The sequence below is a fragment of the Pseudoxanthomonas japonensis genome, assembly GCF_010093445.1.
In the GTDB taxonomy this organism is placed as follows: Bacteria; Pseudomonadota; Gammaproteobacteria; order Xanthomonadales; family Xanthomonadaceae; genus Pseudoxanthomonas_A; species Pseudoxanthomonas_A japonensis.
The window spans coordinates 1-22,149 of record NZ_PDWW01000004.1; the positions used below are offsets into that span (position 1 = coordinate 1).

Genomic DNA, 22,149 nt, shown 5'->3' on the forward strand with positions numbered 1-22,149 from the left:
TTCGGGCTATGGATCGAGGTCGATGTGCGGCGGCCCTGGCTCCTACACGTGCTCGAACACAGCGGCCTGTCGGCCTGCCGCACATCGCTCTCCGCCACAACTCTAGGGGTAACCGCAGACACAAGCGGCGTCAGTCGCGACCGAGCAACTTGATCGATGTCGGCGCCGGGTCAAGCGACCTTGCCGACGAAACTCTATTCTCGCCCTTGAGGTCGTGCAGACATTAGGGCGTGCGGTCGCGACTGACGTCGCTCCTACAGAAAAGCGGCGAGCTACTCCAGTGGAATCTCCCGCCGCGCCTCGCTGCTCCGCATGCCCAGCTCGATCAGCCGCATGACATCGAGCGCCTGCTGCGGTGTCACCGGGACGGGGTGCCCGAGTTGGATCGCGTCGCGCATGCCTGCGTAGTAGCGGCGATAGTCGCCGACCTCGGCGTGCGCGACGGCGGCGACGAGCCGCCCCTCGCGTTCCTGCACGAGTTCACCGGCGCGCGTATCCACGCCCCAGCCGTCCGTGCCCGGCACCACGCCGGCCCGCAACTGGTCTTCCTGCACGTCCAGCCCGTGCTTGAGGTAGCTGCCCTGCGTGCCATGCACCGCGAAACGCAGGCCGTTGCCGGCGACGAGCGCGGATGCATGCAGGATGGCGCGATGGCCCGGGTAGCGCAGTGTGACGTCGAAGTAGTCGGGCGCTTTCGCGCCGTCACGCAGCCGCGCGATGTCGGCGTTCACCGCCTGTGGCAGCCCGAACAGCTGTACCGCCTGGTCGAGCAGGTGCGGGCCGAGGTCGTACCAGAGGCCGCCACCGGGTTCGTCGCGTTCGCGCCAGCGGTCCCGCACGACGGGACGGAACCGATCGAAGTGCGAATGGAACTCCGCCACGCGGCCCAGTTCGCCATCGGCGATCAGCCGCTGCACCGTCAGGAAATCCGCATCCCAGCGCCGGTTCTGGAAGACGCTGACCAGGCGGTTCGCCGCATCCGCCGCGGCGATGACCTCATGCGCTTCCTGCAGCGTGACGGTGAACGGCTTGTCGACGACGACATGCTTGCCCTGCGCCAGGGCCGCGATCGCGAGGGGCGCGTGCGTGCCGTTCGGCGAGGCGATCACCACCAGGTCGATCCGGGCATCGGAGAAGACGGCGTCCGCGTCAGGCGTCACTGCGACATCGGGCCAGTCGGCGTGCACCTTCTCAGCGTCCCGCGACACCACCGTATGCAATGCCAGGCCGGGGGTGGCCTGGATCAGCGGTGCGTGGAACACCTTGCCGACGAAGCCATAGCCGACCAGTGCGACCTTGAGTGGAGTATCCATGCGCAGCGTGTCCTTGGGCAGGACGCCATGGTAATGCACGCGCCGTGTTGATCCGGCGTGCACGTGCGTGAATCCCGCGCAACACGGGCATGAACGGAACGGCATTTTTCACGCGTGTTGTACGCCGTGGCGCCGACACTCGTTCCGCAACACGACCAGGAGGAAGATCATGAAGCATCTGCATAGCCGTTCGCTGCTCGCCGCCGCCCTGTCGACGGCGCTGCTGTTCTCCGCCTCGCACGTGATGGCGGCCAATCCGCCGAACGAGCCGGAGGAGAATGCCCAGAACGATTCGAGCCAGCCGGTGACCGATACCTGGATCACCACCAAGGTCAAGGCTGATCTGCTCGCCACCGAGAACGTCTCGGGCCTCGACATCAAGGTCGAAACCGTCGACGGCGTGGTGACGCTGTCCGGCGCCGTCGCCAGCAAGGCGCAGAAGGACAAGGCGATCGCCGTCGCCAAGCAGATCAAGGGCGTGAAGTCCGTCGAGGCCAGCGGCTTGACCCTCGCCTCGCGCTGAGCACCTCTAATAGCGTGTGTGGCACGAAGCGGATGCATGCCGGCACAGGGTGCATCCGCTTCTCTGTCCGGGACGTATGCCGTCCGCCGATTCAATCGCCCGGAGTGACCGATGAGCCGCCGTTGCCTGACCCGACTGTCCGCGATCGCACTGATGGCCTGCGCGACGCTGTCCGCGCAGGCGGTCGAACCGGTGACGTCCGTGCCGCAACTGGACATCTCGCGTTATGCGGGCCAGTGGCATGAGATCGCGCACCTGCCGATGTTCTTCCAGCGGCAGTGCGTGGGTGACATCACCGCGAGTTATTCGCTGGATGCGCCAGGCAAGATCGGCGTGCTCAATGCATGCAGGACGAAAGACGGCAGCATGGACGAGTCGCAGGGTGTCGCGCGGCCGGTGGAAGGTCACCCCGGCCGGTTGGAAGTACGCTTCGCGCCCGACTGGCTGTCCTGGGTACCGATGGTGTGGGCCGACTACTGGGTGATCGCGCTGGATCCGGACTACCGGTGGGCGATGGTCGGCGAGCCGGACCGCAAGTATCTGTGGATCCTGTCGCGCGAACCGACGATGGATCGCGCGCAGTTCGACCAGTTGAAAGCCAAGGCCGAGGCGATGGGCTACGACCTGAAGCCGCTGATCATGGCGGCGCCGCTGAGGTAAGCAGCATGTTCCGCTGTTGTAGGAGCGACGTAAGTCGCGACCGCACGGCACGAGTAGCAAGGTGTTGTCGGAAGCCGCGCGCGGAAGGATGCCGACGTGTTGGTAGTTTCCGGTCGCGACTTGCGTCGCTCCTACAAAGAAGCGATGCCTCGGTTACAGCCTGCGCGTGTACCGGAACTGCAGGAAGTTCTCGCCCGGATTCGGGTTCTCGATGCGCGCGTTGGAGAAGTGCTGGAAGCGCAACGACCATTCGTGTTGCCGGTCGGCGCCGAACTGCTTGCCGATGGCGATGTGGTCGCCGAAATTGAAGGTGGTGCTGAATTCCTTCGAGCGCGTGTTGTACTTCGGGAAGATCACGTTCACGCCGATACCGCCCTCGACGAACCAGCCCTCGCGCCAGCCGTTCGGGCGCCAGCGCAGCGCCGGCGTGACGCCGACCTGGGTGCTGTTCTGGCTCTCGCTGTGCCAACGGGCGACCTCGCCCTGCCACTGGCCGCTCACATGGCCATAGCGGTACTGCTTTTCCCAGCGCCAGTCGCGGCTGGCGCCAACCGTCAGCGACTGGGCATCCTCGGCCACGCCGCCTTGTACATACCAGGCGGTGCGCGGCTCGGTCGCCATCGCCTGCGTGCCGGCGACGGCCAACATCATGCCCAGCGCCAGCCGGTAGGCGACGCGGGGGAGTGGGGAAGGGCGGTGGGAAACAGCAGCGGTGGAAACAGGATCTGCAACGGGCACGGATGACACTCGATCAGTGGGTGGGCTGCGCCCGTGGTGGACGCAGCATGCAATGCGCCATCGAAAAGACGGCGTGATGGAAACGTATCAGGGCAGCGCCGCCAGCGCGGGCGCGACATCCTGTTCGCCCCAGCCGCCCAGCGACTTGTAGATCGTCACCACGCCGACATTGACGCCGGCCTCGGCCTGCGCCAGTGCATCGTCCGCCGCGAGTTGCGTGCGTTGTGCATCCAGCAGGGTGAGGAAGTCCGACGAGCCGGCACGATACCGGACTTCGGCCAGTTCTGCTGCGCGGCGGGCGGCAACGGATTGTTCCAGTCTGAGTTTCAGCTGCGCCTGCTGCTTGGCATAGGACAGCAGTGCGTTCTCCGTTTCCTCCAGCGCGCCCAGCACGGCCTGCTCGTACTGCGCGGCCACGCCGTCGGCCTGCGCCTCGCTCGCACGCAGGCGAGCGCGGACGCTGCCCATGTCGAACGCGGCCCAGCTGATCGAGGGCGTCACCTGCCAGGCGCGGTTGTCGCCGTTGACCAGGTTGCCCCAGCCACCGGAGAGGAAACCGATGAAGCCGCGCAGGCTGACCCGCGGGAACAGGTCCGCCGTCGCCACGCCGACGCGGGCCGTGGCAGCGGCCAGGCGACGCTCCGCCGCACGCACGTCCGGCCGCTGGCGCAGCAGTTCGGTGGTGTCGCCGATCGGTAGCGCCTTGGCGAAGGCCGGGGCTTCGCGCGGGACCAGCAGCGCATCCAGTTCTCCCGGGCGCTGGCCGACCAGCACGGCCAACCGGTGGCGCGACTGGCCTTCGGCCGCCTCGAGCATCGGCACCTCGGCTTCGACCGCGCGCACGCGGGCCAGGCTGCTCTGCACCTCCAACTGGCTGCCCGCGCCGAGGTCGAAGCGAGACTCCGTCAGGCGCTGGGTCTCGCCCAGCGTCTGCAGGATGCGCCGCGATACGTCCAGCCGCTTCTGCGTGCCGCGCAGCTCGAAGTAGTTGCGCGCCACTTCGGCGGCCACCGTGACCTGCACGGCCTGCAGGTCGTTGCGTTGCGCCTGCAGGTCCGCATGCGCGGCCTCGGCACTGCGGCGCACGCGGCCGAACAGGTCCAGTTCCCACGCGGCATCGAAACCGGCGGAGTAGCTGTCCGTCTCCACGCGACCCTGGCCTTCGACCGGCTGCTTGGTGCGGGTGCCTTCGACACCCATCGTGACGTGCGGCGCCAGGTCCAGGCGGCGTTCGGAGAACACCGCGCGGGCCTCGTTGACGCGCGACACCGCGATGCGCACGTCGAGGTTGGCCAGCAGGGCTTCGCGCACCAGCTGGTCGAGCACCGGGTCGTCGAACTGGCTCCACCACGCGGCGACCGGATGGTCGGTCACGTAGTCGACGGCACCGGCCTGCTGCAACGTGGCCGGCGCGGTCTGCGGGGCCGCGTAGTCCGGCCCCACGGTCACGCAGCCCGCCAGCAGCACGGCGGCGACGCCGAGGACGAGCGGGCGGATCACCATGGCAGCACCTGGTCGAAGTAGTAGTAGCCGCCGGTCGGGCCATCGTTGTCGATCAACGCCAGCTGCACGCTGGTGCGCGCGCCTTCCGGCACGGACAGCTCGCCGTTCTGCTGGTCGCCCGACTTGTTCATGTCGGTCTGCACGTAGCCCGGGTGGATGGTGTTGACCTTGATGCCGGTGTCCTTGAGCTCGTGCGCCAGGTGGATGGTCCACGCGTTCACCGCGCTCTTGGAGACGTTGTACGCCGGCACGCCCTTGAACCCGTAGATGAAGGACTCCGGATTCTGGTGCTCGGACAGCGAGCCGAGCAGGCTGGACACGTTGACGATGCGGCCGGCGTTCGACTTGCGCAGCAGCGGCAGGAAGGCCTGGGTGGTTTCGATCAGGCCGAACAGGTTGGAGTCGAACGTGGTGCGCCAGGTGTCGAGCGACTGGCCGGACACGCCCTTGGTGACATCGTCGACCATGATGCCGGCGTTGTTGACCAGGATGTCGAGCCGCCCGTGGCGCTGCTCGACCTCCTTGACGGCGGCGGCGATGCTGGCCGGGTCGGTGACGTCGAGTGAGATGGCCTCGACAGGCAGGCCCTGGGCCTGCAGGTCCAGCACCGCTTCGACGGCCTTGTCGCGGCTGCGGCCGGCCAGCAGGGTATGCACGCCGGCCTCGGCCAGCTGGCGGACGGTCTCGCGGCCGATGCCGCGGGTGGCACCGGTGACGAGGGCGATCTTGGAAGAAACGTTCATGGCATGACCTCGCTTGAGTAGATGGAGTGGATCAGTGATGTGCCGTTGCCGTGTCGGCGGCGGGGGCGTGGGAGACCAGCGGCTTGTTGGCCAGCTTGCGCAGGGCCACGTAGAACACCGGCGTCAGGAACAGGCCGAACAGGGTGACGCCCACCATGCCGGCGAAGACGGTGATGCCGGTGACCGAGCGCACCTCGGCGCCGGCACCGCTGGACAGCACCAGCGGCACGGTGCCGGCGATGAACGCCACCGACGTCATGATGATCGGACGCAGGCGCAGGCGACAGGATTCCAGTGCTGATTCGACGATGCCCTTGCCCTGCAGCTCCAGCTCGCGGGCGAACTCGACGATCAGGATGGCGTTCTTGCACGCCAAGCCCATCAGCACCACCAGGCCGACCTGCACGAACACGTTGTTGTCGCCACCCACCAGCCACACGCCTGCCAGCGCCGACAGCAGCGTCATCGGCACGATCAGGATCACCGCCAGCGGCAGCGTCCAGCTTTCGTACAGCGCAGCGAGCACCAGGAAGGCCAGCATCACCGCCAGCGGGAACACCACCAGCGCGGCCTTGCCCTGGGTGGCCTGCTGGTAGCTCAGGTCGCTCCAGTCGATGCCCATGCCCGGCGGCAGCACCTGCTGCGCCAGTTCGGTGACCTTGGCCATCGCTTCGCCGGAGGACAGCACGCGCGGGTCGGCTTCGCCCAGCAGGTCGGCGGCCGGATAGCCGTTGAAGCGGATCACCGGGTCGGGGCCGTAGGTCTGTTTGATGTTCACCATGCTGCCCACCGGCACCATCTCGCCGTTGGCGTTGCGGGTGCGCAGGTTGGCGATGTCCTCGACGTTGTCGCGGAACGGACCATCGGCTTGGGCGATCACCTGCCAGGTGCGGCCGAACATGTTGAAGTCGTTGACGTAGGCCGAGCCCAGGTAGGTCTGCAGCGTGTCGAACAGTTCGGTCAGCGGCACGCCCTGCGCCTTGGCCTTCACGCGGTCGACCTCGGCATCCAGCTGCGGCACGTTGGCCTGGTAGCTGCTGATCGGGAAGCCCAGGCCCGGCGTCTGCGACGCCGCACCCTGGAAGGCCTGCACCGCGTTCTGCAGTTCGCCGTAGCCGAGGCGCGTGCGGTCCTCGACGAACAGCGACCAGCCGGAGCCGTTGCCCAGGCCCTGGATGGGCGGCGGCATAAAGGCGAAGGTGAAGCCCTCCTGGATGCCGGCGAACTTCTGGTTCAGTTCGGCGGTGATTTCTTCGGCACTGCGCGAGCGTTCGTTGAACGGCTTCAGGGTGAAGAACACCACGCCGTTGTTGGGCGTGTTGGTGAACTGCAACGGGTTCAGGCCGGGGAACGCGACTTCGTGTTCCACGCCCTCGACCTTCATCGCGATGGCGGCCATCTTCTTCAGCGTGGCGTCGGTGCGTTCGATCGACGCGCCTTCCGGCATCTTCACGCCGGCGATCAGGTACTGCTTGTCCTGCACCGGGATGAAGCCGGCCGGCACCGCGCGGAACATCAGGCCCGCACCGACCAGCAGCACGGCATACACCACGAACACGGCGCCACGACGGCCCAGCGCACGACCCACCGCGCCTTCATAGCGCTCGGAATTGCGCTTGAAGAAGCGGTTGAACGGCCGGAACAGCCAGCCGAACAGCCGGTCGATCACGCGCGACAGGCGATCCTTCGGCGCGCCGTGCGGCTGCAGCAGCTTGGCGGCCAGCGCCGGCGACAGGGTCAGCGAGTTGATCGCCGAGATCACCGTGGAGATGGCGATGGTGACCGCGAACTGCTTGTAGAACTGGCCGGTGACGCCGGTCAGGAACGCCATCGGCACGAACACCGCACACAGCACCAGCGCGATCGCGATGATGGGGCCGGAGACTTCCTTCATGGCAAGGTGCGCGGCTTCGAGCGGCGTCGCGCCATGTTCGATATGGCGTTCGACGTTCTCCACCACCACGATGGCGTCGTCCACCACGATGCCGATGGCCAGCACCAGGCCGAACAGCGTCAGCGTATTGATCGAGTAGCCCAGCAGGTGCAGCACGGCGAACGTACCGACCACCGACACCGGCACCGCCAGCAGCGGGATGATCGAGGCGCGCCAGGTCTGCAGGAACAGGATCACCACCAGCACCACCAGCAGGGTGGCTTCCAGGAGCGTGCTGATCACCGACTTGATGGAGTCGCGCACGAACACCGTGGTGTCGTAGATCGACTGGATCTCGACGCCCGGCGGCAGGGTCGGGCGCAGCTCGTCCATCTTGGCCACGACGGCGTCGCGGATCTCCAGCGCATTCGCGCCCGGCGCCTGGAAGATGCCGATGGCGGACGCGTTTTTGCCGTCCAGTCGCGCGCGCAGCGTGTAGTCGCCGGCCGCCAGCTCGATGCGGGCCACGTCGGCCAGGCGCACGATCTCGCCATCGGCGCCGCTCTTCAGCACGATGTTGCTGAATTCCTCGACGCTTTCCAGGCGGCCCTTGGCGTTGATCGGCAGCAGGAAGTCGCTGCCGTTCGGCATCGGCTCGGCGCCGAGCTGGCCGGCCGAGACCTGCACGTTCTGCTCGCGCACGGCGCGCAGCACGTCGCCGGCGGTCATGCCGCGCGCGGCCACCTTGTCCGGGTCCAGCCACAGGCGCATGGCGTAGTCGCCGCCGCCGAACTGCTGCGCGTCGCCGACGCCGGGGATGCGCGCCAGTTCGTCCTTCACGTGCAGGCGCATGTAGTTGCGCAGGTACAGCGAGTCGTACTTGCCGTCGCTGGAGGTCAGGTGGACCACCATCAGGAAGACCGGCGACTGCTTCTGCGTGGTCACGCCCTGGCGGCGCACGTCCTCGGGCAGGCGCGCCTGCGCCTGCGCCACGCGGTTCTGCACGCGCACCGCGGCCTCGTCGGGATCGGTGCCCGGCTTGAAGGTCACGGTCAGCGAGAGCACGCCATCGGAGCCGGCGACCGACTTGATGTACATCATGTCCTCGACGCCGTTGATGGCTTCCTCGAGCGGCGTGGCGACGGTTTCGGCGATGACCTTGGGGTTGGCGCCCGGGTACACGGTACGCACGACCACCGAGGGCGGCACCACTTCGGGGTATTCGCCGATCGGCAGCAGCGGGATCGAGATCAGGCCGGCGGCGAAGATCACGATCGACAGCACTGCCGCGAAGATCGGCCGGTCGATGAAGAAACGGGAGAAGTCCATGGGTGGATTTCCTGGAGGGAAGATGCAAAGGGCTCACCACTGTCCGCATGGACCGTGGAGGGAATCGATGTCTGGCGCTGGATGGCGTGGGATGCGGTGATCGATCAGATCGCGCGGATCCCCTGCCGTCATTCCCGCGAAGGCGGGAACCCAGCGACTTTCCTCACGCTGATGCGAAAGTCGTTGGGCCCCCGCCTGCGCGGGGGCGACGCTGGTTACTTCATGGCGACCGCAGCGGCCGGCGCGTCGCTCGCACCCATCGCCACGGCCTTGGCCTGCACCGGCATGCCCGGGAAGAAGACCTTCTGCACGCCGCTGACGATGACCTTGTCGCCGGCGGCCAGGCCCTGCTCGACGATGCGCAGGCCATCGGCCATGCGGCCCACCTTCACGTCGCGGCGCTGCGCCTTGCCTTCCTTGTCGACCACATAGACGTACTTGCGGTCCTGGTCGGTCAGCACCGCCTTGTCGTCGACCAGCGCGGCCTTGAACTCGCCGCTGCCGAGCAGGCGCACGCGGGCGTACAGGCCCGGCGTGAACGTGCGGTCGGCGTTGTCGAGCACGGCACGCGCGCGGATGGTGCCGGTGCTGCGGTCGACCTGGTTGTCGAGGAAGTCGACCGTGCCCGCATGCGGGAAGTCCGACTCGTCCGCCAGCGCGACCTGCACCGGCACCTTGCCATCACGCTCGCTCGGGCGTTCGCCCTTGCGTGCCATTTCGGCGTAGCGCAGGAAGGCGCGTTCGTCGGCGTCGAAATGCACGTGCACCTTGTCCAGCGACACCACCGTGGTCAGCACGCTGGCGGCATCGCCGGCGCTGACCAGGTTGCCGGCGGTGACCAGCGCACGGCCGGCGCGGCCGTCGATGGGGGCGCGCACCTGGGTCCATTCCAGGTTGAGGCGGGCGGTCTCCACCGCGGCCTGCGCCGCGGCGACATTCGCACCCGCTTGATCCGCGTTGGCGCGACGCTGCTCGTACTCCTCGGTCGACAACGCCTGCAGGTCGGCCAGGCGCTTGGCGCGCGAAGCTTCGCTGCGGCCGAGTTCGGCCTGGGTCCGTGCGCGGGCCAGTTCGGCCTGCGCGCGCGCCAGTTCGGCGCGGTAGCTGCGGGCGTCGATGGTGAAGAGCACGTCGCCCTTCTTCACTTCCTGGCCTTCGGTGTAGACGACGCGGTCGATGTAGCCGGAGACGCGCGGACGCAGATCGACGTGCTCGATGGCTTCGACGCGGCCACTGAATTCATCCCACTGGCTGATGGACTTGACCGGCACGGCGGCGACACTGACTTCCGGCGGTGGCGGTGCGCCATTCTCGGCGGCCTGGCCGCTGCAGCCGGCCAGCACCGCGATGGCGAGTGCACTGAACGCGGCGAGCGCCAGCAGGCGCTGCGACCGCGGAGAAGAAGGGGAGTGCGTGTTCATGGGTGGTGGTCTCTTTGGGGGAGAGGAGGAAAACGGGTGGGAAGGGTGCGACCTGAAGTCAGGTTGAGGTCAAGCGGAACATCGGCATCGGGACAAGGACGAAGGGGAACGCGATGGCGTGACAGTCAGGCGGACGCGCGGCCGTTGCGTTTGGCCCCGGCCACGGCGAACAGCGCGTCCTCGAAGTCGCGGGCGAGCGTCTGCTCCGGCGGCTTGGCATCGTGCGCCGACCAGGTGACGATCGACTGCGCGGCACGACCGCTCCGCGACAGCAACGAAACCGCACTGCGGCCGACCGCCAGCGCATTCGGCCATTCCGCGCAGGCATTGACGGCGTTCTCGGGCGTGCATACCGGCTTGTCGACCGACAGCAGTTGCACGCGTACGCCCATCGTCTGCGCTTCCTCATGCAGCACCTGGGTCAGCATGCGCATCGCAGCGCCGGTCACCGACGCATGGCCGTAGCCCGACCAGCCGCGTTCCGCATACGGGCCACCGATCAGCACGTAGTTGGCGGCGGTCTGGCTTTCCGACAGCAGCGGCAACAGATGGCGTGCGGCGGCGAGATGCGGGATCAGGTCCGCTTCCAGCTTCTCGAGCAGGAACGACGCCGGGCGATCCAGCAGGCGTCCCGCCTGCAGCGGCGTACCGATGCTGGCGAACACCGCGCGCAGCGGACGGCCGCGTTCGCGCACTTCATCGGCCAGGCGCGCGGCGCCGCGGTCGTCGTGGATGCACGGCGAGTGCAGCAGCTGCAGGCCGGGCTCGTCCTCGAAATGCTCGGCCAGCGCGCTCATGCGCGGACCTTCGCGACCGACGGCGAGTACCGGGCAGCCGGCTTCCAGCAGCGCGCCGACCACGCCGAAACCGACGTTGCCGCTCGCCCCCAGCACCAGCGCGCCGGGCGTCAGGGCGTCCTTCATCGTGGTCACGGCAGCCTCCGCCCGGCGACGGGCAAGATGCGCGTGCTTACGCCGGCCGACTTCACGCGCAGGCGCAGCGCACCGCCGTCGGCCAGGTGGCGCGGCAGGGTGAACTCGCGGAAGCCGGTGGTCTTGCGCACGAACGGCAGGCGCATGGCGGACCGACCCGTCGCGGGGGAGGATGACGACGGGTCGGTCGGCCTGCGGAAGCGTTCGGCCAGCGTGCGCGAAACGGCGCGCAGCCAGCGCAAGGCGGCAGTCGGAAGGGAAGCGGGCATGGCGGCCAGTCTGGCGACCGGCGCCGCGATGGCGATATCCGGATCCTGTTGTGCGATTGCACGATCCTGCGTGCTGTCGATCGCCGGGGCGACGAACGCCCGGCAGTGTGCGAGGCGCAGTTGCGAGGCGTGCGCGCAGCCTGGGTCGGATGTGCTGCCGTTCGTCGGAACACGGCGGGCGAGTGTCCCGCTCATGGGATGAATCCTCCCGTGACCGGGATAATCCCGGAAACAGACATCAGGCTGCCCAACCGCCGGCCGCCACCGACCACCCCGCCACGCTGCGAACGCGGCGCAGCCACATGACCGGAGACATCACGCAGCAGCAGGCTCTTGCTGCGTCGGAAAGCCCGCTCGGACGTGACTTCACGGGAGTCTTCGGGGTGTTCCAGCGACTGGAAGAGACGGGCGAGCAGCATGGGGGCGGTACCCGGTGGAGGACGATGGGTGCCAAGGTACGCCCACAATGAGGACTTGATTAGTCCTGATTTAGGGGAATAATCATCCCGTCAGCGGGCCAATGTGCCCTTCGCCTACCGGAGTCCCCACGATGAGCCACGATCTCAACGACACCCTGATCTTCGTCAAGGTGGTGGAGCAGGGCAGCTTCATCGCTGCCGCCAACGTGCTGCGCCTGCCCAAGACCACCGTCAGCCGCAAGGTGCAGGAACTGGAGACACGCCTCGGCGCGCAGCTGCTCCATCGCACCACGCGCAAGCTCGGCCTCACCGAGGCGGGCAACGTCTACTACGAGCATTGCCAGCGCATCGCGCGCGAGTTGAACGAAGCGGCGAGCGCGGTCAGCCAGCTGCACGCCGGCCCGCGCGGCTGGCTGCGCTTCACCGCGCCGTATTCGATCGGCATCGACAAGATCGCGCCGCTGCTGGGCGAGTTCCATGCGCAGTACCCCGAAATCCGCGTGGAGATGCTGCTCGCCAACGACACGCTCGACCTGATCTCCGGCGAGATCGACGTCGCGCTGCGTGTCGGCAGCCTGCCGGATTCCAACCTGGTCGCGCGCCGCCTCAGTACCCTGCGCACACAGGTGTATGCCAGCCCGAAATACCTGGCGCGGTACGGCGAGCCGCTGCACCCGGACGACCTGCAGCACCACCGCGTACTGGCGATGCAGAAGCACCGCAGCGGCAACGGCTGGGCGATGACGCTGCATGGCACCGAGGGCGAGCGCGATTACCCGATCAATCCCATCCTGGTGGCCAACGATCCGGCCGCGCTGAAGGGCGCGCTGCTGTGCGGCGAAGGCCTGATGCTGGGCGCCGACGTGATGGTGAAGCCCTACCTGGAGCAGGGCCACCTGCAGCGCGTGCTGGCCGGCTGGACCGGGCCCGAGTACGAATTCAATGCCGTCTTCCCGCGCGGCCACGTGCAGTCGCCGAAGGTACGCGCGTTCGTCGACTTCCTGGTCGAGCGGATGAAGTTCGATGTCGATTACATGATGCAGCACTGCCCGGTGTACTTGCAGCAACAGGCCGAAGCGCGTGCGGCAGCCGAAGCGACGCCGGAAGTCGAGGCGGCCGCTGCGGTCGGGCGGAAGGTGTTGGCCGATGTGCTGAGCTGACGGAAGTGCACATTGCCGTCATCCCAGCGAACGCTGGGATCCATGGGCTTTTCGTCGTTCGGCCACAGCGGAGCAAGATGGTCCCGGCGTTCGCCGGGACGACGGTGCTGCGATCGGAATGGGGCGCGTCGGGCGTCGATGAGTGTTTGGAAATCTGGATAGACAGCGGCCTCCGGGATGTCATTCCGGCGCAAGCTGAGCTTCAGGGTCGCTTGCCTGTGCTGTGGCTGCTCACGAGCCCGGGCAAAGGCAACATGGGTCCCAGCGTTCGCTGGGACGACGGCGCTGATGCTGCGTAACGCAAGCCGCGCGGCGCGCGAAGTCCGGACGCCCCGCCCTAACGATTCCCGAACGCAATCGCGCGCGGGGCTGGCTAGGATGGGGTCGCATCGCCGGAGTTGGGTTGTCGCCATGGATGGTCTGTCGCACCGCGTCTCCACCTGACCAGGAATCCGCACGATGAAGACTCCGATCGCCGTGTTCGCGGCGCTGTGGCTGGCGGGCTGCACACCCGCCGCGCCCGATGCCGCACCACCGGCCGCCGATGCCGCACCGCCCGCGGCGGCGTCCGCCGATGCGACGTCCGCATCGCCTGCAACCACGCTTCCCGTCGCCGAGGTCGTCGACGACCCGCTCGCGGTCAACCAGGCCATCGACGAGGTGCTGGGCGACCACGTCCGCTACGAGGCCGTGATCCGGCAGCTCCAGCAGGCGGTGACGGCGAACGACGAAGCCGCTGTGGCCGCGCTGGTCGACTACCCGTTCTCCACCGTGCGCGACGGCCAGCCGCTGAAGGTGGCCGATGCCGACGCCTTCGTGCGCGAGTACGACCGCATCATGACGCCGGCCATCGCCGAAGCGATCAAGCGGCAGAAGTACTCGCAGCTGATGGTCAACTACAAGGGCGTGATGTTCGGCAACGGCGAGGCCTGGGTGAATGGCATCTGCAAGGACGACGCGTGCAAGGACGTCGATGTGCGTGTGGTGGCGCTGCAGCCGACGTCGTGATCGGGGGAGTGCACTGTAGGAGCGACGTGAGTCGCGACCGCACGGCCTCACATGGCATGAGTCCTCGGACAGGCAGGTAGGCTGGAAGCCAGGCGCTTCCCCATTCATCTCCGGATGTCGCTTCCGTGTACGGACAGCGCGCGGTCGCGACTCACGTCGCTCCTACAGAACTGCAAAAAAAGGCGGCCAATGGCCGCCCTTTCTTGTACGTCATGCCGCCGCTGGTTATTCCACCAGCACGTCCACACGCCTGGCTTCATCGGCATCGCCGCTGCCGGTGGTCTGCGCCGGCTTGTCCAGGGTGATGCGTTCGGCGGCCACGCCGTTCACCACCAGCCATTGCTGGATGGCTTCCGCGCGCTGCTTCGCCAAGGCTTCGTTCGCAGCCGCATCGCCACTGGCGTCGTGGAAGCCGGAGACGCGCACGTGGGCGGCGGGATAGGCACCCAGCGTGCCCAGCACGCCGGACAGGCGCGCGCTGGTGTCCGCGGGCACCACCGCCGAGCCGCTGTCGAACAGGATGCGCGCGCTGCGACCGTCCACCACCTCGCTGCCCGTCATCGGCGCCGCGTGCGCGGCCACCTCCGACGACGTGGGACTGCCCAGCCAGCCGTTGACCGGCAACACCGGCACCAGCAGCAGCGCGACGATGTTGATGATCTTGATCAGCGGATTGATCGCGGGGCCGGCCGTGTCCTTGTAGGGATCGCCGACGGTGTCGCCGGTGACCGCGGCCTTGTGCGCCTCGCTGCCCTTGCCGCCGTGGTGGCCGTCCTCGATGTACTTCTTGGCGTTGTCCCACGCGCCGCCGCCGGTCGTCATCGAGATGGCGACGAACAGGCCGGTGACGATGGTGCCGATCAGCAGGCCGCCCAGCGCCTGCGGACCGAGCAGCAGGCCGACGATGATCGGCACGATCACGGGCAGCAGCGACGGCACGATCATTTCCTTGATCGCCGACTTGGTCAGCATGTCGACGGCCTTGCTGTAGTCCGGCTTGGCCGTGCCCGCCATGATCCCGGGAATCTCGCGGAACTGCCGGCGCACTTCCTCCACCACGCTGCCCGCGGCGCGGCCGACGGCTTCCATCGCCATTGCGCCGAACAGGTAGGGAATCAGGCCGCCGATCAGCAGGCCGACGATCACCAGGTGGTTGGACAGGTCGAAGGTGAAGATCGTGCCGGGGTGCGCGGTCTGCAGGTTGTGCGTGTAGTCGGCGAAGAGGACCAGCGCGGCGAGTGCGGCCGAGCCGATCGCGTAACCCTTGGTCACCGCCTTGGTGGTATTGCCGACGGCATCCAGCGGATCGGTGATGTTGCGGATCTCCGGCGGCAGTTCCGCCATTTCCGCGATGCCGCCTGCGTTGTCGGTGATCGGGCCGTACGCATCCAGCGCGACGATCATGCCGGCCATCGACAGCATCGCCGTCGCGGCGATGGCGATGCCATACAGGCCGCCGAGCGCGTAGGCGCCGAGGATCGCGATGCACACCGCCACCACCGGCCACGCGGTCGAACGCATCGACACGCCCAGGCCGGCGATGATGTTGGTGCCGTGACCGGTGGTCGATGCCGCGGCCACATGCTTGACCGGTGCGTACTGGGTGCCGGTGTAGTACTCGGTGATCCAGACGATCACGCCCGTCAGCACCAGGCCGACCAGGGCGCAGAAGTACAGGTTCATCGCGCCGTAGGCCGAATCCGCCATCAGCTGCGTGGTGATCGGATAGAACGCGATGGCGGCCAGCACGCCCGACACGATCACGCCCTTGTACAGCGCGCCCATGATCGAACCACCGGCTTTTACTTTCACGAACATCGCGCCGATGATCGAGGCGATGATCGACACGCCGCCGAGCACCAGCGGATAGAGCACGGCGTGTTCGCCTGCCTGCGCCATCATCAGGCTGCCCAGCAGCATGGTCGCGATGATGGTGACCGCGTAGGTTTCGAACAGGTCGGCCGCCATGCCGGCGCAGTCGCCGACGTTGTCGCCCACGTTGTCGGCGATCACCGCCGGGTTGCGCGGATCGTCCTCGGGGATGCCGGCTTCCACCTTGCCCACCAGGTCCGCGCCGACGTCGGCGCCCTTGGTGAAGATGCCGCCGCCAAGGCGCGCGAAGATCGAGATCAGCGAGGAGCCGAACGCCAGGCCGACCAGCGCATGCAGCGCGTCGGCGGTGCCGTAGCCAAGATGCAGGTGGAGCACGGCGTAGTAGCCGGCCACCCCCAGCAGGCCCAGGCCGACGACCAGCATGCCGGTGATGGCGCCGCCCTTGAAGGCCACGTCCATCGCGGCGCTCATGCCCTTGTTCGCCGCTTCGGCGGTGCGCACGTTGGCGCGGACCGACACGTTCATGCCGATGTAGCCGGCGGCGCCGGACAGCACCGCGCCGATCAGGAAGCCGATGGCGCTGGGCCACGAAACGAAGAAGCCGATCAGCACGAGCAGGACGGCGCCGGCGATGCCGATGGTGGTGTACTGGCGGTTGAGGTAGGCGCTGGCGCCTTCCTGCACGGCCGCCGCGATTTCCTGCATGCGGGCGTTGCCCGCGGGCTGTTTCAGGATCCAGCGCGCCGCCACCACGCCGTAGATGATCGCCACGCCGGCGCAGATCAGCGCCAGCGTCAAACCGTGTTGTTCCAGCATGACCCCTCCCAAGGTTGATGGATGTCGTCCAGCAGAAAGCATGAACACGCAACCCAATCCCGGTGGAGCCTGTTGAACGATTGAGCGCACTCGACCGCTGCGATGGACTGCAGCACGAAACCCTTGTTCAGACATCCCTGGAGCTGGCCCGAGTATGACCGGATGCGCTGCGGGCCGCCAGCGGTGACGGACCGGTTCAGGCATTCCGTGCCAGCCTTGCGACCCTGATCGTGTTTTCGTATCCGTTTCAAGGAGTTGCCATGCGTCAGACCGTCGCACTTCCCCTGCTCGTCGCGTGCCTGCTGGTGGCATCGCCGCTGCGTGCGGCCGATCCCGTGCCGGAGATCCAGCGTCCCGCGGGCGCGCCGCAGGCCGTCGGCGCCGTGCACACGCTGCGGCAGATTCCCGAGGCCTGCGCCCGACTGGAAGGCGCCTTCACCGGCGACGCCGCGCAGCCCTACCGCTACGCGCCGGTGCGCACCAGCACGCATTGCCAGCCGCGCGCGCGCTTCGTCGACTTCGACAAGGCAAAGCCATCGGTCGCCGCGGGCTGGAAACTCAACGACGTGATCCGCGTACCGGACGCGGCCTGTCCTTCGCGGCAGGCCGTTCTGCGCGTGTGGCGCAAGCCGGGCAGTGCCACGCCGCCGCCGCTCGATGGGCAGGGCCAGTCGCGCATCTACCTGCAGGATGCGAAGCAGCAGGCCGGCACCGCCGCACAGGCGCCGTCGCTGACGTTGTTCGCGGCGAAACTGGATATCGAGGGCAACGCCTGCCGCTGAGGCTTACGGCGCGGTGGGTGTTCCCTGGTGGTAGTGCAGTTGCCATCCGGCCGACGTTCGCCGCCATACCGACATGCGCAACGCGGCATGGCGATGCGTTCCGTCAGCGGCGACTTCATGCGAGCCGAAGTGCAGCAGTGCCATGTCGGCCGCGAGTTGCTCGATGCGGTGATCGTAGGCGATCACCTGCGGCGGAGCGCCGCGATCGGCAAGGAAGTCGATGACGGCCTGCCGCGTGTAGCGCGCGCCCGACCGGCCGACTTCGTGGAAGTCCGGATGCAGCAGGCGTTCCAGCCGCTCGCGCGTGCAGGTCGTACCGGGATGGTGGAGCTCGGTTTCGAGCGTCGTCAGTTCGGCGAGCAGGTCGTTCATCGCGCCATGCTAGCGCGATGGACATTGGCGAGCTTCAAGACGTCGTGTGCGCGGGCGGTGCCGCATCGTCCTTCTGTGCGAGGTATTGGCCGAAGCGATAGCCGGCACCGGCGATGGCGAGGCCGATGGCGACGGCAAGCAATCCGACGAGCACTTTGCGGAACATGGCGGACTCCCGGTAGCGTGGCGACGATCCCACGCTAGCACCGCCGCAGGCACCGGGCCGGTGCCTGAAGTCATCCTGCCTTGAGGCGGGCGCCGCGTTCGTCCAGCAACGCGCGCAGCACCGAACGGTGGCAATGCGCTTCGTCCTGGCAGTTGCAGCCGACCGAGAAGGCGCTGTGGTGCGACAACGCCGCCAGCAGGGCCAGCGTGCGGGCGTTGTCGGGCGTGGCCATCTCGGCCCGATACTGCTTCACGAAAACGGCCCAGGCGTTGGGCGTGTCCGCGTCCTGTGCCTGCTTCACCAGCTCAGCGCTGGGTGCGAGGTTCGGATACCAGACGTCGTACCAGTCCTGCGAGGCGAACTCCGATTTCGGCACGCCGCGCGGCGGCCTGCGCGCCGTGCCGATGCGCAGGCCTTCGTCCTTCGTACGCGGACTGCCTAGGCGGGCGATGCGGACGGACATCCGTCCGTCAGCCTTCCCACGCCGGCAGCTTCTTCTTCACCGCCACGTTCTTCAGCGCCACGTACTTCGGCAGGCCGTCGGCGCCGTAGGGTGGGTAGGCCTCGCCGCGAATCAGCGGCTGCAGGTAGGTGCGCGCCTTGTCGGTGATGCCGTAGCCGTCCTTGCGGATGAAGGCGGGCGGGAATTTCTTTTCGTGGTTGGCGACCTTCGACAGCGGCGCGGCCTCGATCTTCCAGCGGAACGGCGCATCGGAGGTGCGCACGATCACCGGCATCACCGCGTTCTGGCCCTTCAGTGCGTACTGCACCGCCGCCTTGCCGACGGCCTGCGCCTGCTCCCAGTCGGTCTTCGAGGCGATGTGGCGCGCCGAACGCTGCAGGTAGTCGGGCAGGGTCCAGTGCACCTTCATGCCCAGCTGGTCCTTTACGCGACCGGCCAGGTACGACGCCACGCCGCCGAGCTGCGTATGGCCGAAGGAGTCCTTGCCACCGCCGGCATCGGCGACGAAGCGGCCGTCGGCGTACTGGATGCCTTCACTGGCGACCACCACGCACCAGCCCACGCGCTCCACCGTTTTCTTCACCTGGGCGAGGAAGTCGGCCTCGTCGTACGGACGCTCGGGGAACAGGATCAGGTGCGGCGCCTCGTCGCGGGTCTGCCCGGCCAGGCCGGCGGCCGCGGCCAGCCAGCCGGCGTGGCGGCCCATGGCTTCGTAGACGAACACCTTGGTGGAGGTCTCCGCCATCGCGGCCACGTCCAGCGCGGCCTCGCGCACGGAGACGGCGGTGTACTTCGCGGCCGAACCGAAGCCGGGGCAGGTATCGGTGACGGCGAGGTCGTTGTCGACCGTCTTCGGCACGCCGATGCAGGTCAGCGGGTAGTCAAAGGCCTGCGCCAGCTGCGACACCTTCCACGCCGTGTCGGCTGAATCGTTGCCGCCGTTGTAGAGGAAGTAGCGCACGTCGTGCGCCTTCAACACGGCCAGCAGGCGCTCGTATTTCGCGCGGTCGGCCTCCAGCGATTTCAGTTTGACCCGGCAGCTGCCGAAGGCGCCGCCCGGGGTGTGGGCGAGGGCGCGGATGGCGGCGGCCGATTCCTTGCTGGTGTCGATCAGCTCCTCGCGCAGGGCGCCGAGGATGCCGTTGCGCGCGGCCAAGACCTTGATTTTGCGGGCCCGCGCTTCGGTGATGACCGCCGATGCAGAGGCGTTGATGACGGCGGTGACGCCGCCGGACTGCGCATAAAGTAGGGTGCCAGACGCCATGTGGAGTTCGTTCCGGGGTGCGGGGATGCGGTAAGCTTCACACAGATGACGCGGTGCAGCGCGGCGCCCGGCGCCCGGCGCGATCCACCGCCCGCAGGATTCCAGTTCGGGAGAGTGACAGCATGCGATTGGTTCTACTGGGCCCCCCCGGGTCGGGCAAGGGCACTCAGGCAGCGCGCCTGAAGGACTACCTGCAGGTACCGCATATTTCCACCGGCGACCTGCTGCGCGCCGAAGTCGCCGCCGGCAGCCCGCTGGGTCTGCAGGCAAAGGAAGTGATGGCGCGCGGCGAGCTGGTCAGCGACGACATCCTGCTCGGCATGCTGGAAGACCGCTTCTCCCGCGACGACACCCGGGCCGGCTTCATCCTCGACGGCTATCCGCGCAATCTGGTGCAGGCCGCGGCGCTGGGCCAGCTGCTGGCCAAGCTGGGGCAGAAGTTCGACTTCGCGGTGCAGCTGGACGTGCCGACCGACCTGCTGGTCGAGCGCATTGCCGGCCGCGCCAAGGCCGAGGGCCGCGCCGACGACAATCCGGAATCCGTGCGCAAGCGCCTGCAGGTCTACACCGACCAGACCGCACCGGTCATCGACTTCTACCGCCAGCAGGGCGAACTGACCGTCGTCGACGGCGTCGGCTCGCTGGACGAGGTGTTCACCCGCATCACCGAGGCGCTGGCGCCGGCGAAGGAAGTGGGCTGACGCCCGTTCCCCACCTCGCAGTTCCTTCAGAAGCCCCGCCCATGCGGGGCTTCTGCTTTCCGGGGCTGTGATGGTGCACAGCGCTTCGCGGGTGGAGCGGCTGTTATGGTCGCGGTCCCGAAGGACCGTCCGGAGTCGTCGATGAAGCGCATCGCTTGCCTGCTGCTCGCCTGCCTGTGCCTGCCGCCGACCGCGTACGCCAAGGACTTCCTGCGCGCGCAGGGCACGCAGATCGTCGATGCCAGTGGCAAGCCGGTGATCCTGCGCGGCATGGGCCTGGGCGGCTGGATGCTGCAGGAAGGCTACATGCTCGACATCGACGGCGTGGGCACGCAGCGCAGCATCCATGCGCGCATCGCCGGGCTGATCGGTCCGGAGAAGGCCGACGCCTTCTACCAGGCCTGGCGCGACCACCACACCACCAAGGCCGACATCGATGCGATGGCGCGCTGGGGGTTCAACTCCGTCCGCCTGCCGATGCACTACGCGCTGTACACGCTGCCGGTGGAACAGGAGCCGGTGCCAGGCCGGCAGACCTGGGTCGAGGAAGGCTTCCGCCGCACCGACGACCTGCTGGCCTGGGCCAAGGCCAACGATCTCTACCTGATCCTCGACCTGCATGCGGCACCGGGCGGGCAGGGCAACGACAACAACATCGCCGACCGCGATCCCGCGACGCCCTCGCTATGGGAGGATCCGCGCCACCAGGACAAGATGGTCGCGCTGTGGAAGCAGCTGGCGCAGCGGTACAAGGACGAGCCCTACATCGCCGCCTACGACATCATCAACGAGCCGAACTGGGGTTTCGCCGACAAGGCCGACACCAACGGTTGCAAGGAAGACGGCAACGCACCGCTGAAGGACCTGCTGGTGCGCACCACGCGCGCGATCCGCGAAGTGGACAAACGCCACATCATCGTCATCGAGGGCAACTGCTGGGGCAACAACTACCGCGGCGTGCTCGACGACGGCCCATGGGACGATAACCTGGTCATCAGCTTCCACAAGTACTGGAACGCCACCACCCGCGAGAGCATCGCCGACTCGCTGGCGCTGCGCGACAAGCACAACATGCCGTTGTGGCTGGGCGAGACCGGCGAGAACTCCAACGACTGGTTCGCGCGCACCGTCGCGCTGGTGGAAGGCGAGGGGATCGGCTGGGCGTGGTGGCCGCTGAAGAAGATCCGCTACAACAACCCGTTGCAGGTGGTGCCGAACGAGGGCTACCGGCAGGTGCTGGCCTACTGGAAGGGCGAGGGTCCGAAGCCGTCCGCGGAGGCCGCCGAAGCCGCGCTGATGCGCTTCGCCAAAGAGGACGTGCGCTACGACAACAACGTGCAGCATCCGGACGTGATCGATGCGCTGTTCCGCGCACCGCATTCGGACCAGTCGGTGCCGTTCAGGGCGCACGTGATCGGCGAGGCGGGCGGTGCCATCGCCGCCGTCGACTTCGACATGGGCCGCAACGGCGTCGCGTACTTCGATCTGACGCCCGCCAACCACCATATCTCCGATGGCGGCGAACGCGTGGTGTGGAATCCGGCGATGACGTACCGCAACGATGGCGTCGACCTCGGCAAGGGCGCCGGCGGGCAGTTGTATGTCGCCGGCCTGCAGCGCGGTGAATGGCTGAAGTACACCTTCGACGCGGGCGCAGGCGGGTCCTACCGGCTGGCGCTGGACGGGCAGGGCAAGGGGCGCGTGTCGCTGGTGCTCAACGGCACGCCGGTGGGCGCCGTGGACAGGGCGCGCGGGTTCCGTGGCCTGGTGTTGGCGCCGGGCCGCAATACGCTGGTGGTGAAGGGTGAGAGCGGCACCGTCGATCTGCAGACGCTGCGCTTCTCGCGCTGACCCGGCGCGC

21 protein-coding genes and 1 pseudogene are annotated in these 22,149 nt (G+C 67.8%); 7 read left to right on the forward strand and 15 right to left on the reverse strand.

Going from position 1 to position 22,149, the window contains the following annotated elements:
- Positions 1-272: 272 nt before the first annotated feature.
- Positions 273-1,313, reverse strand: a complete 1,041-nt coding sequence (locus CSC78_RS04410; protein ID WP_162336700.1) for an oxidoreductase — start codon at positions 1,311-1,313, stop codon at positions 273-275.
- A 169-nt stretch (positions 1,314-1,482) separates the two neighbouring features.
- Between CSC78_RS04410 and CSC78_RS04415 the strand changes: the two genes are divergently transcribed.
- Together CSC78_RS04415 and CSC78_RS04420 are read left to right on the forward strand one after the other, a co-directional pair.
- Complete coding sequence (locus tag CSC78_RS04415) at positions 1,483-1,836, forward strand: BON domain-containing protein (RefSeq protein WP_162336701.1); 354 nt, start codon at positions 1,483-1,485, stop codon at positions 1,834-1,836.
- A 153-nt stretch (positions 1,837-1,989) separates the two neighbouring features.
- The gene (locus tag CSC78_RS04420; RefSeq protein WP_379608831.1) at positions 1,990-2,496 is read left to right on the forward strand and encodes a lipocalin family protein; all 507 of its coding nucleotides are present in this window, start codon (positions 1,990-1,992) and stop codon (positions 2,494-2,496) included.
- Between the two features lie 153 nt (positions 2,497-2,649).
- Here the strand turns inward: CSC78_RS04420 and CSC78_RS04425 are convergent, their stop codons facing one another.
- From CSC78_RS04425 to CSC78_RS04460, 8 genes are all read right to left on the reverse strand, one after another.
- Positions 2,650-3,147 (reverse strand): acyloxyacyl hydrolase, encoded by a 498-nt coding sequence (locus CSC78_RS04425; protein ID WP_162336703.1) that lies wholly within the window; start codon positions 3,145-3,147, stop codon positions 2,650-2,652.
- A gap of 174 nt (positions 3,148-3,321) precedes the next feature.
- Positions 3,322-4,737: an efflux transporter outer membrane subunit gene (locus CSC78_RS04430; RefSeq protein WP_162336704.1), complete on the reverse strand. Its 1,416-nt coding sequence runs from the start codon at positions 4,735-4,737 to the stop codon at positions 3,322-3,324.
- Positions 4,731-5,480 carry an SDR family oxidoreductase gene (locus CSC78_RS04435; protein ID WP_162336705.1) on the reverse strand — a complete coding sequence of 250 codons (750 nt, stop codon included), beginning with the start codon at positions 5,478-5,480 and terminating at the stop codon, positions 4,731-4,733. Before CSC78_RS04435 ends, CSC78_RS04430 begins: the two co-directional genes overlap by 7 nt.
- Before the next feature lie 31 nt (positions 5,481-5,511).
- Positions 5,512-8,682 carry an efflux RND transporter permease subunit gene (locus CSC78_RS04440; RefSeq protein ID WP_162336706.1) on the reverse strand — a complete coding sequence of 1,057 codons (3,171 nt, stop codon included), beginning with the start codon at positions 8,680-8,682 and terminating at the stop codon, positions 5,512-5,514.
- Positions 8,683-8,897: 215 nt separating this feature from the next.
- Positions 8,898-10,103, reverse strand: a complete 1,206-nt coding sequence (locus CSC78_RS04445) for an efflux RND transporter periplasmic adaptor subunit (RefSeq protein ID WP_162336707.1) — start codon at positions 10,101-10,103, stop codon at positions 8,898-8,900.
- Between the two features lie 125 nt (positions 10,104-10,228).
- Positions 10,229-11,026 carry an SDR family NAD(P)-dependent oxidoreductase gene (locus CSC78_RS04450; RefSeq protein WP_162336879.1) on the reverse strand — a complete coding sequence of 266 codons (798 nt, stop codon included), beginning with the start codon at positions 11,024-11,026 and terminating at the stop codon, positions 10,229-10,231.
- 5 nt (positions 11,027-11,031) lie between these two features.
- A complete protein-coding gene (locus CSC78_RS04455) occupies positions 11,032-11,499 on the reverse strand; it encodes a hypothetical protein (protein WP_162336708.1) in 468 nt (155 codons plus the stop codon).
- The gene (locus CSC78_RS04460) at positions 11,496-11,723 is read right to left on the reverse strand and encodes a hypothetical protein (protein WP_162336709.1); all 228 of its coding nucleotides are present in this window, start codon (positions 11,721-11,723) and stop codon (positions 11,496-11,498) included. The genes CSC78_RS04455 and CSC78_RS04460 overlap by 4 nt, the downstream gene beginning before the upstream one ends.
- 131 nt (positions 11,724-11,854) lie before the next feature.
- Between CSC78_RS04460 and CSC78_RS04465 the strand changes: the two genes are divergently transcribed.
- Together CSC78_RS04465 and CSC78_RS04470 are read left to right on the forward strand one after the other, a co-directional pair.
- The gene (locus CSC78_RS04465) at positions 11,855-12,883 is read left to right on the forward strand and encodes a LysR family transcriptional regulator (protein WP_162336710.1); all 1,029 of its coding nucleotides are present in this window, start codon (positions 11,855-11,857) and stop codon (positions 12,881-12,883) included.
- A gap of 459 nt (positions 12,884-13,342) precedes the next feature.
- Positions 13,343-13,891: a hypothetical protein gene (locus CSC78_RS04470; protein WP_162336711.1), complete on the forward strand. Its 549-nt coding sequence runs from the start codon at positions 13,343-13,345 to the stop codon at positions 13,889-13,891.
- Between the two features lie 225 nt (positions 13,892-14,116).
- Here CSC78_RS04470 and CSC78_RS18975 read toward each other — a convergent pair whose 3' ends face one another.
- Both CSC78_RS18975 and CSC78_RS04475 read right to left on the reverse strand, forming a co-directional pair.
- Positions 14,117-14,452: an OmpA family protein gene (locus tag CSC78_RS18975; protein WP_238391164.1), complete on the reverse strand. Its 336-nt coding sequence runs from the start codon at positions 14,450-14,452 to the stop codon at positions 14,117-14,119.
- A gap of 60 nt (positions 14,453-14,512) precedes the next feature.
- Positions 14,513-16,540: pseudogene (locus CSC78_RS04475) on the reverse strand (sodium-translocating pyrophosphatase); the annotation flags it as partial.
- 260 nt (positions 16,541-16,800) lie between these two features.
- Between CSC78_RS04475 and CSC78_RS04480 the strand changes: the two are divergent.
- Positions 16,801-17,322 carry a hypothetical protein gene (locus tag CSC78_RS04480; RefSeq protein ID WP_162336713.1) on the forward strand — a complete coding sequence of 174 codons (522 nt, stop codon included), beginning with the start codon at positions 16,801-16,803 and terminating at the stop codon, positions 17,320-17,322.
- Between the two features lie 3 nt (positions 17,323-17,325).
- Here the strand turns inward: CSC78_RS04480 and CSC78_RS04485 are convergent, their stop codons facing one another.
- The 4 genes from CSC78_RS04485 to CSC78_RS04495 form a co-directional block, all read right to left on the reverse strand.
- Complete coding sequence (locus tag CSC78_RS04485) at positions 17,326-17,694, reverse strand: nuclear transport factor 2 family protein (protein WP_162336714.1); 369 nt, start codon at positions 17,692-17,694, stop codon at positions 17,326-17,328.
- Positions 17,695-17,728: 34 nt separating this feature from the next.
- A complete protein-coding gene (locus CSC78_RS19155) occupies positions 17,729-17,860 on the reverse strand; it encodes a hypothetical protein (protein WP_274379343.1) in 132 nt (43 codons plus the stop codon).
- 70 nt (positions 17,861-17,930) lie between these two features.
- Positions 17,931-18,323, reverse strand: a complete 393-nt coding sequence (locus CSC78_RS04490; RefSeq protein WP_162336715.1) for a DUF488 domain-containing protein — start codon at positions 18,321-18,323, stop codon at positions 17,931-17,933.
- Positions 18,324-18,330: 7 nt separating this feature from the next.
- A complete protein-coding gene (locus tag CSC78_RS04495) occupies positions 18,331-19,587 on the reverse strand; it encodes a 6-phosphofructokinase (RefSeq protein WP_162336716.1) in 1,257 nt (418 codons plus the stop codon).
- A gap of 122 nt (positions 19,588-19,709) precedes the next feature.
- On the opposite strand from CSC78_RS04495, the gene CSC78_RS04500 reads away from it, so the two are divergent.
- Together CSC78_RS04500 and CSC78_RS04505 are read left to right on the forward strand one after the other, a co-directional pair.
- On the forward strand, positions 19,710-20,288 hold the full coding sequence (locus tag CSC78_RS04500; protein WP_162336717.1) for an adenylate kinase: 579 nt from the start codon (positions 19,710-19,712) through the stop codon (positions 20,286-20,288).
- Between the two features lie 141 nt (positions 20,289-20,429).
- Positions 20,430-22,139: a cellulase family glycosylhydrolase gene (locus CSC78_RS04505; RefSeq protein ID WP_162336718.1), complete on the forward strand. Its 1,710-nt coding sequence runs from the start codon at positions 20,430-20,432 to the stop codon at positions 22,137-22,139.
- Positions 22,140-22,149: the final 10 nt, after the last annotated feature.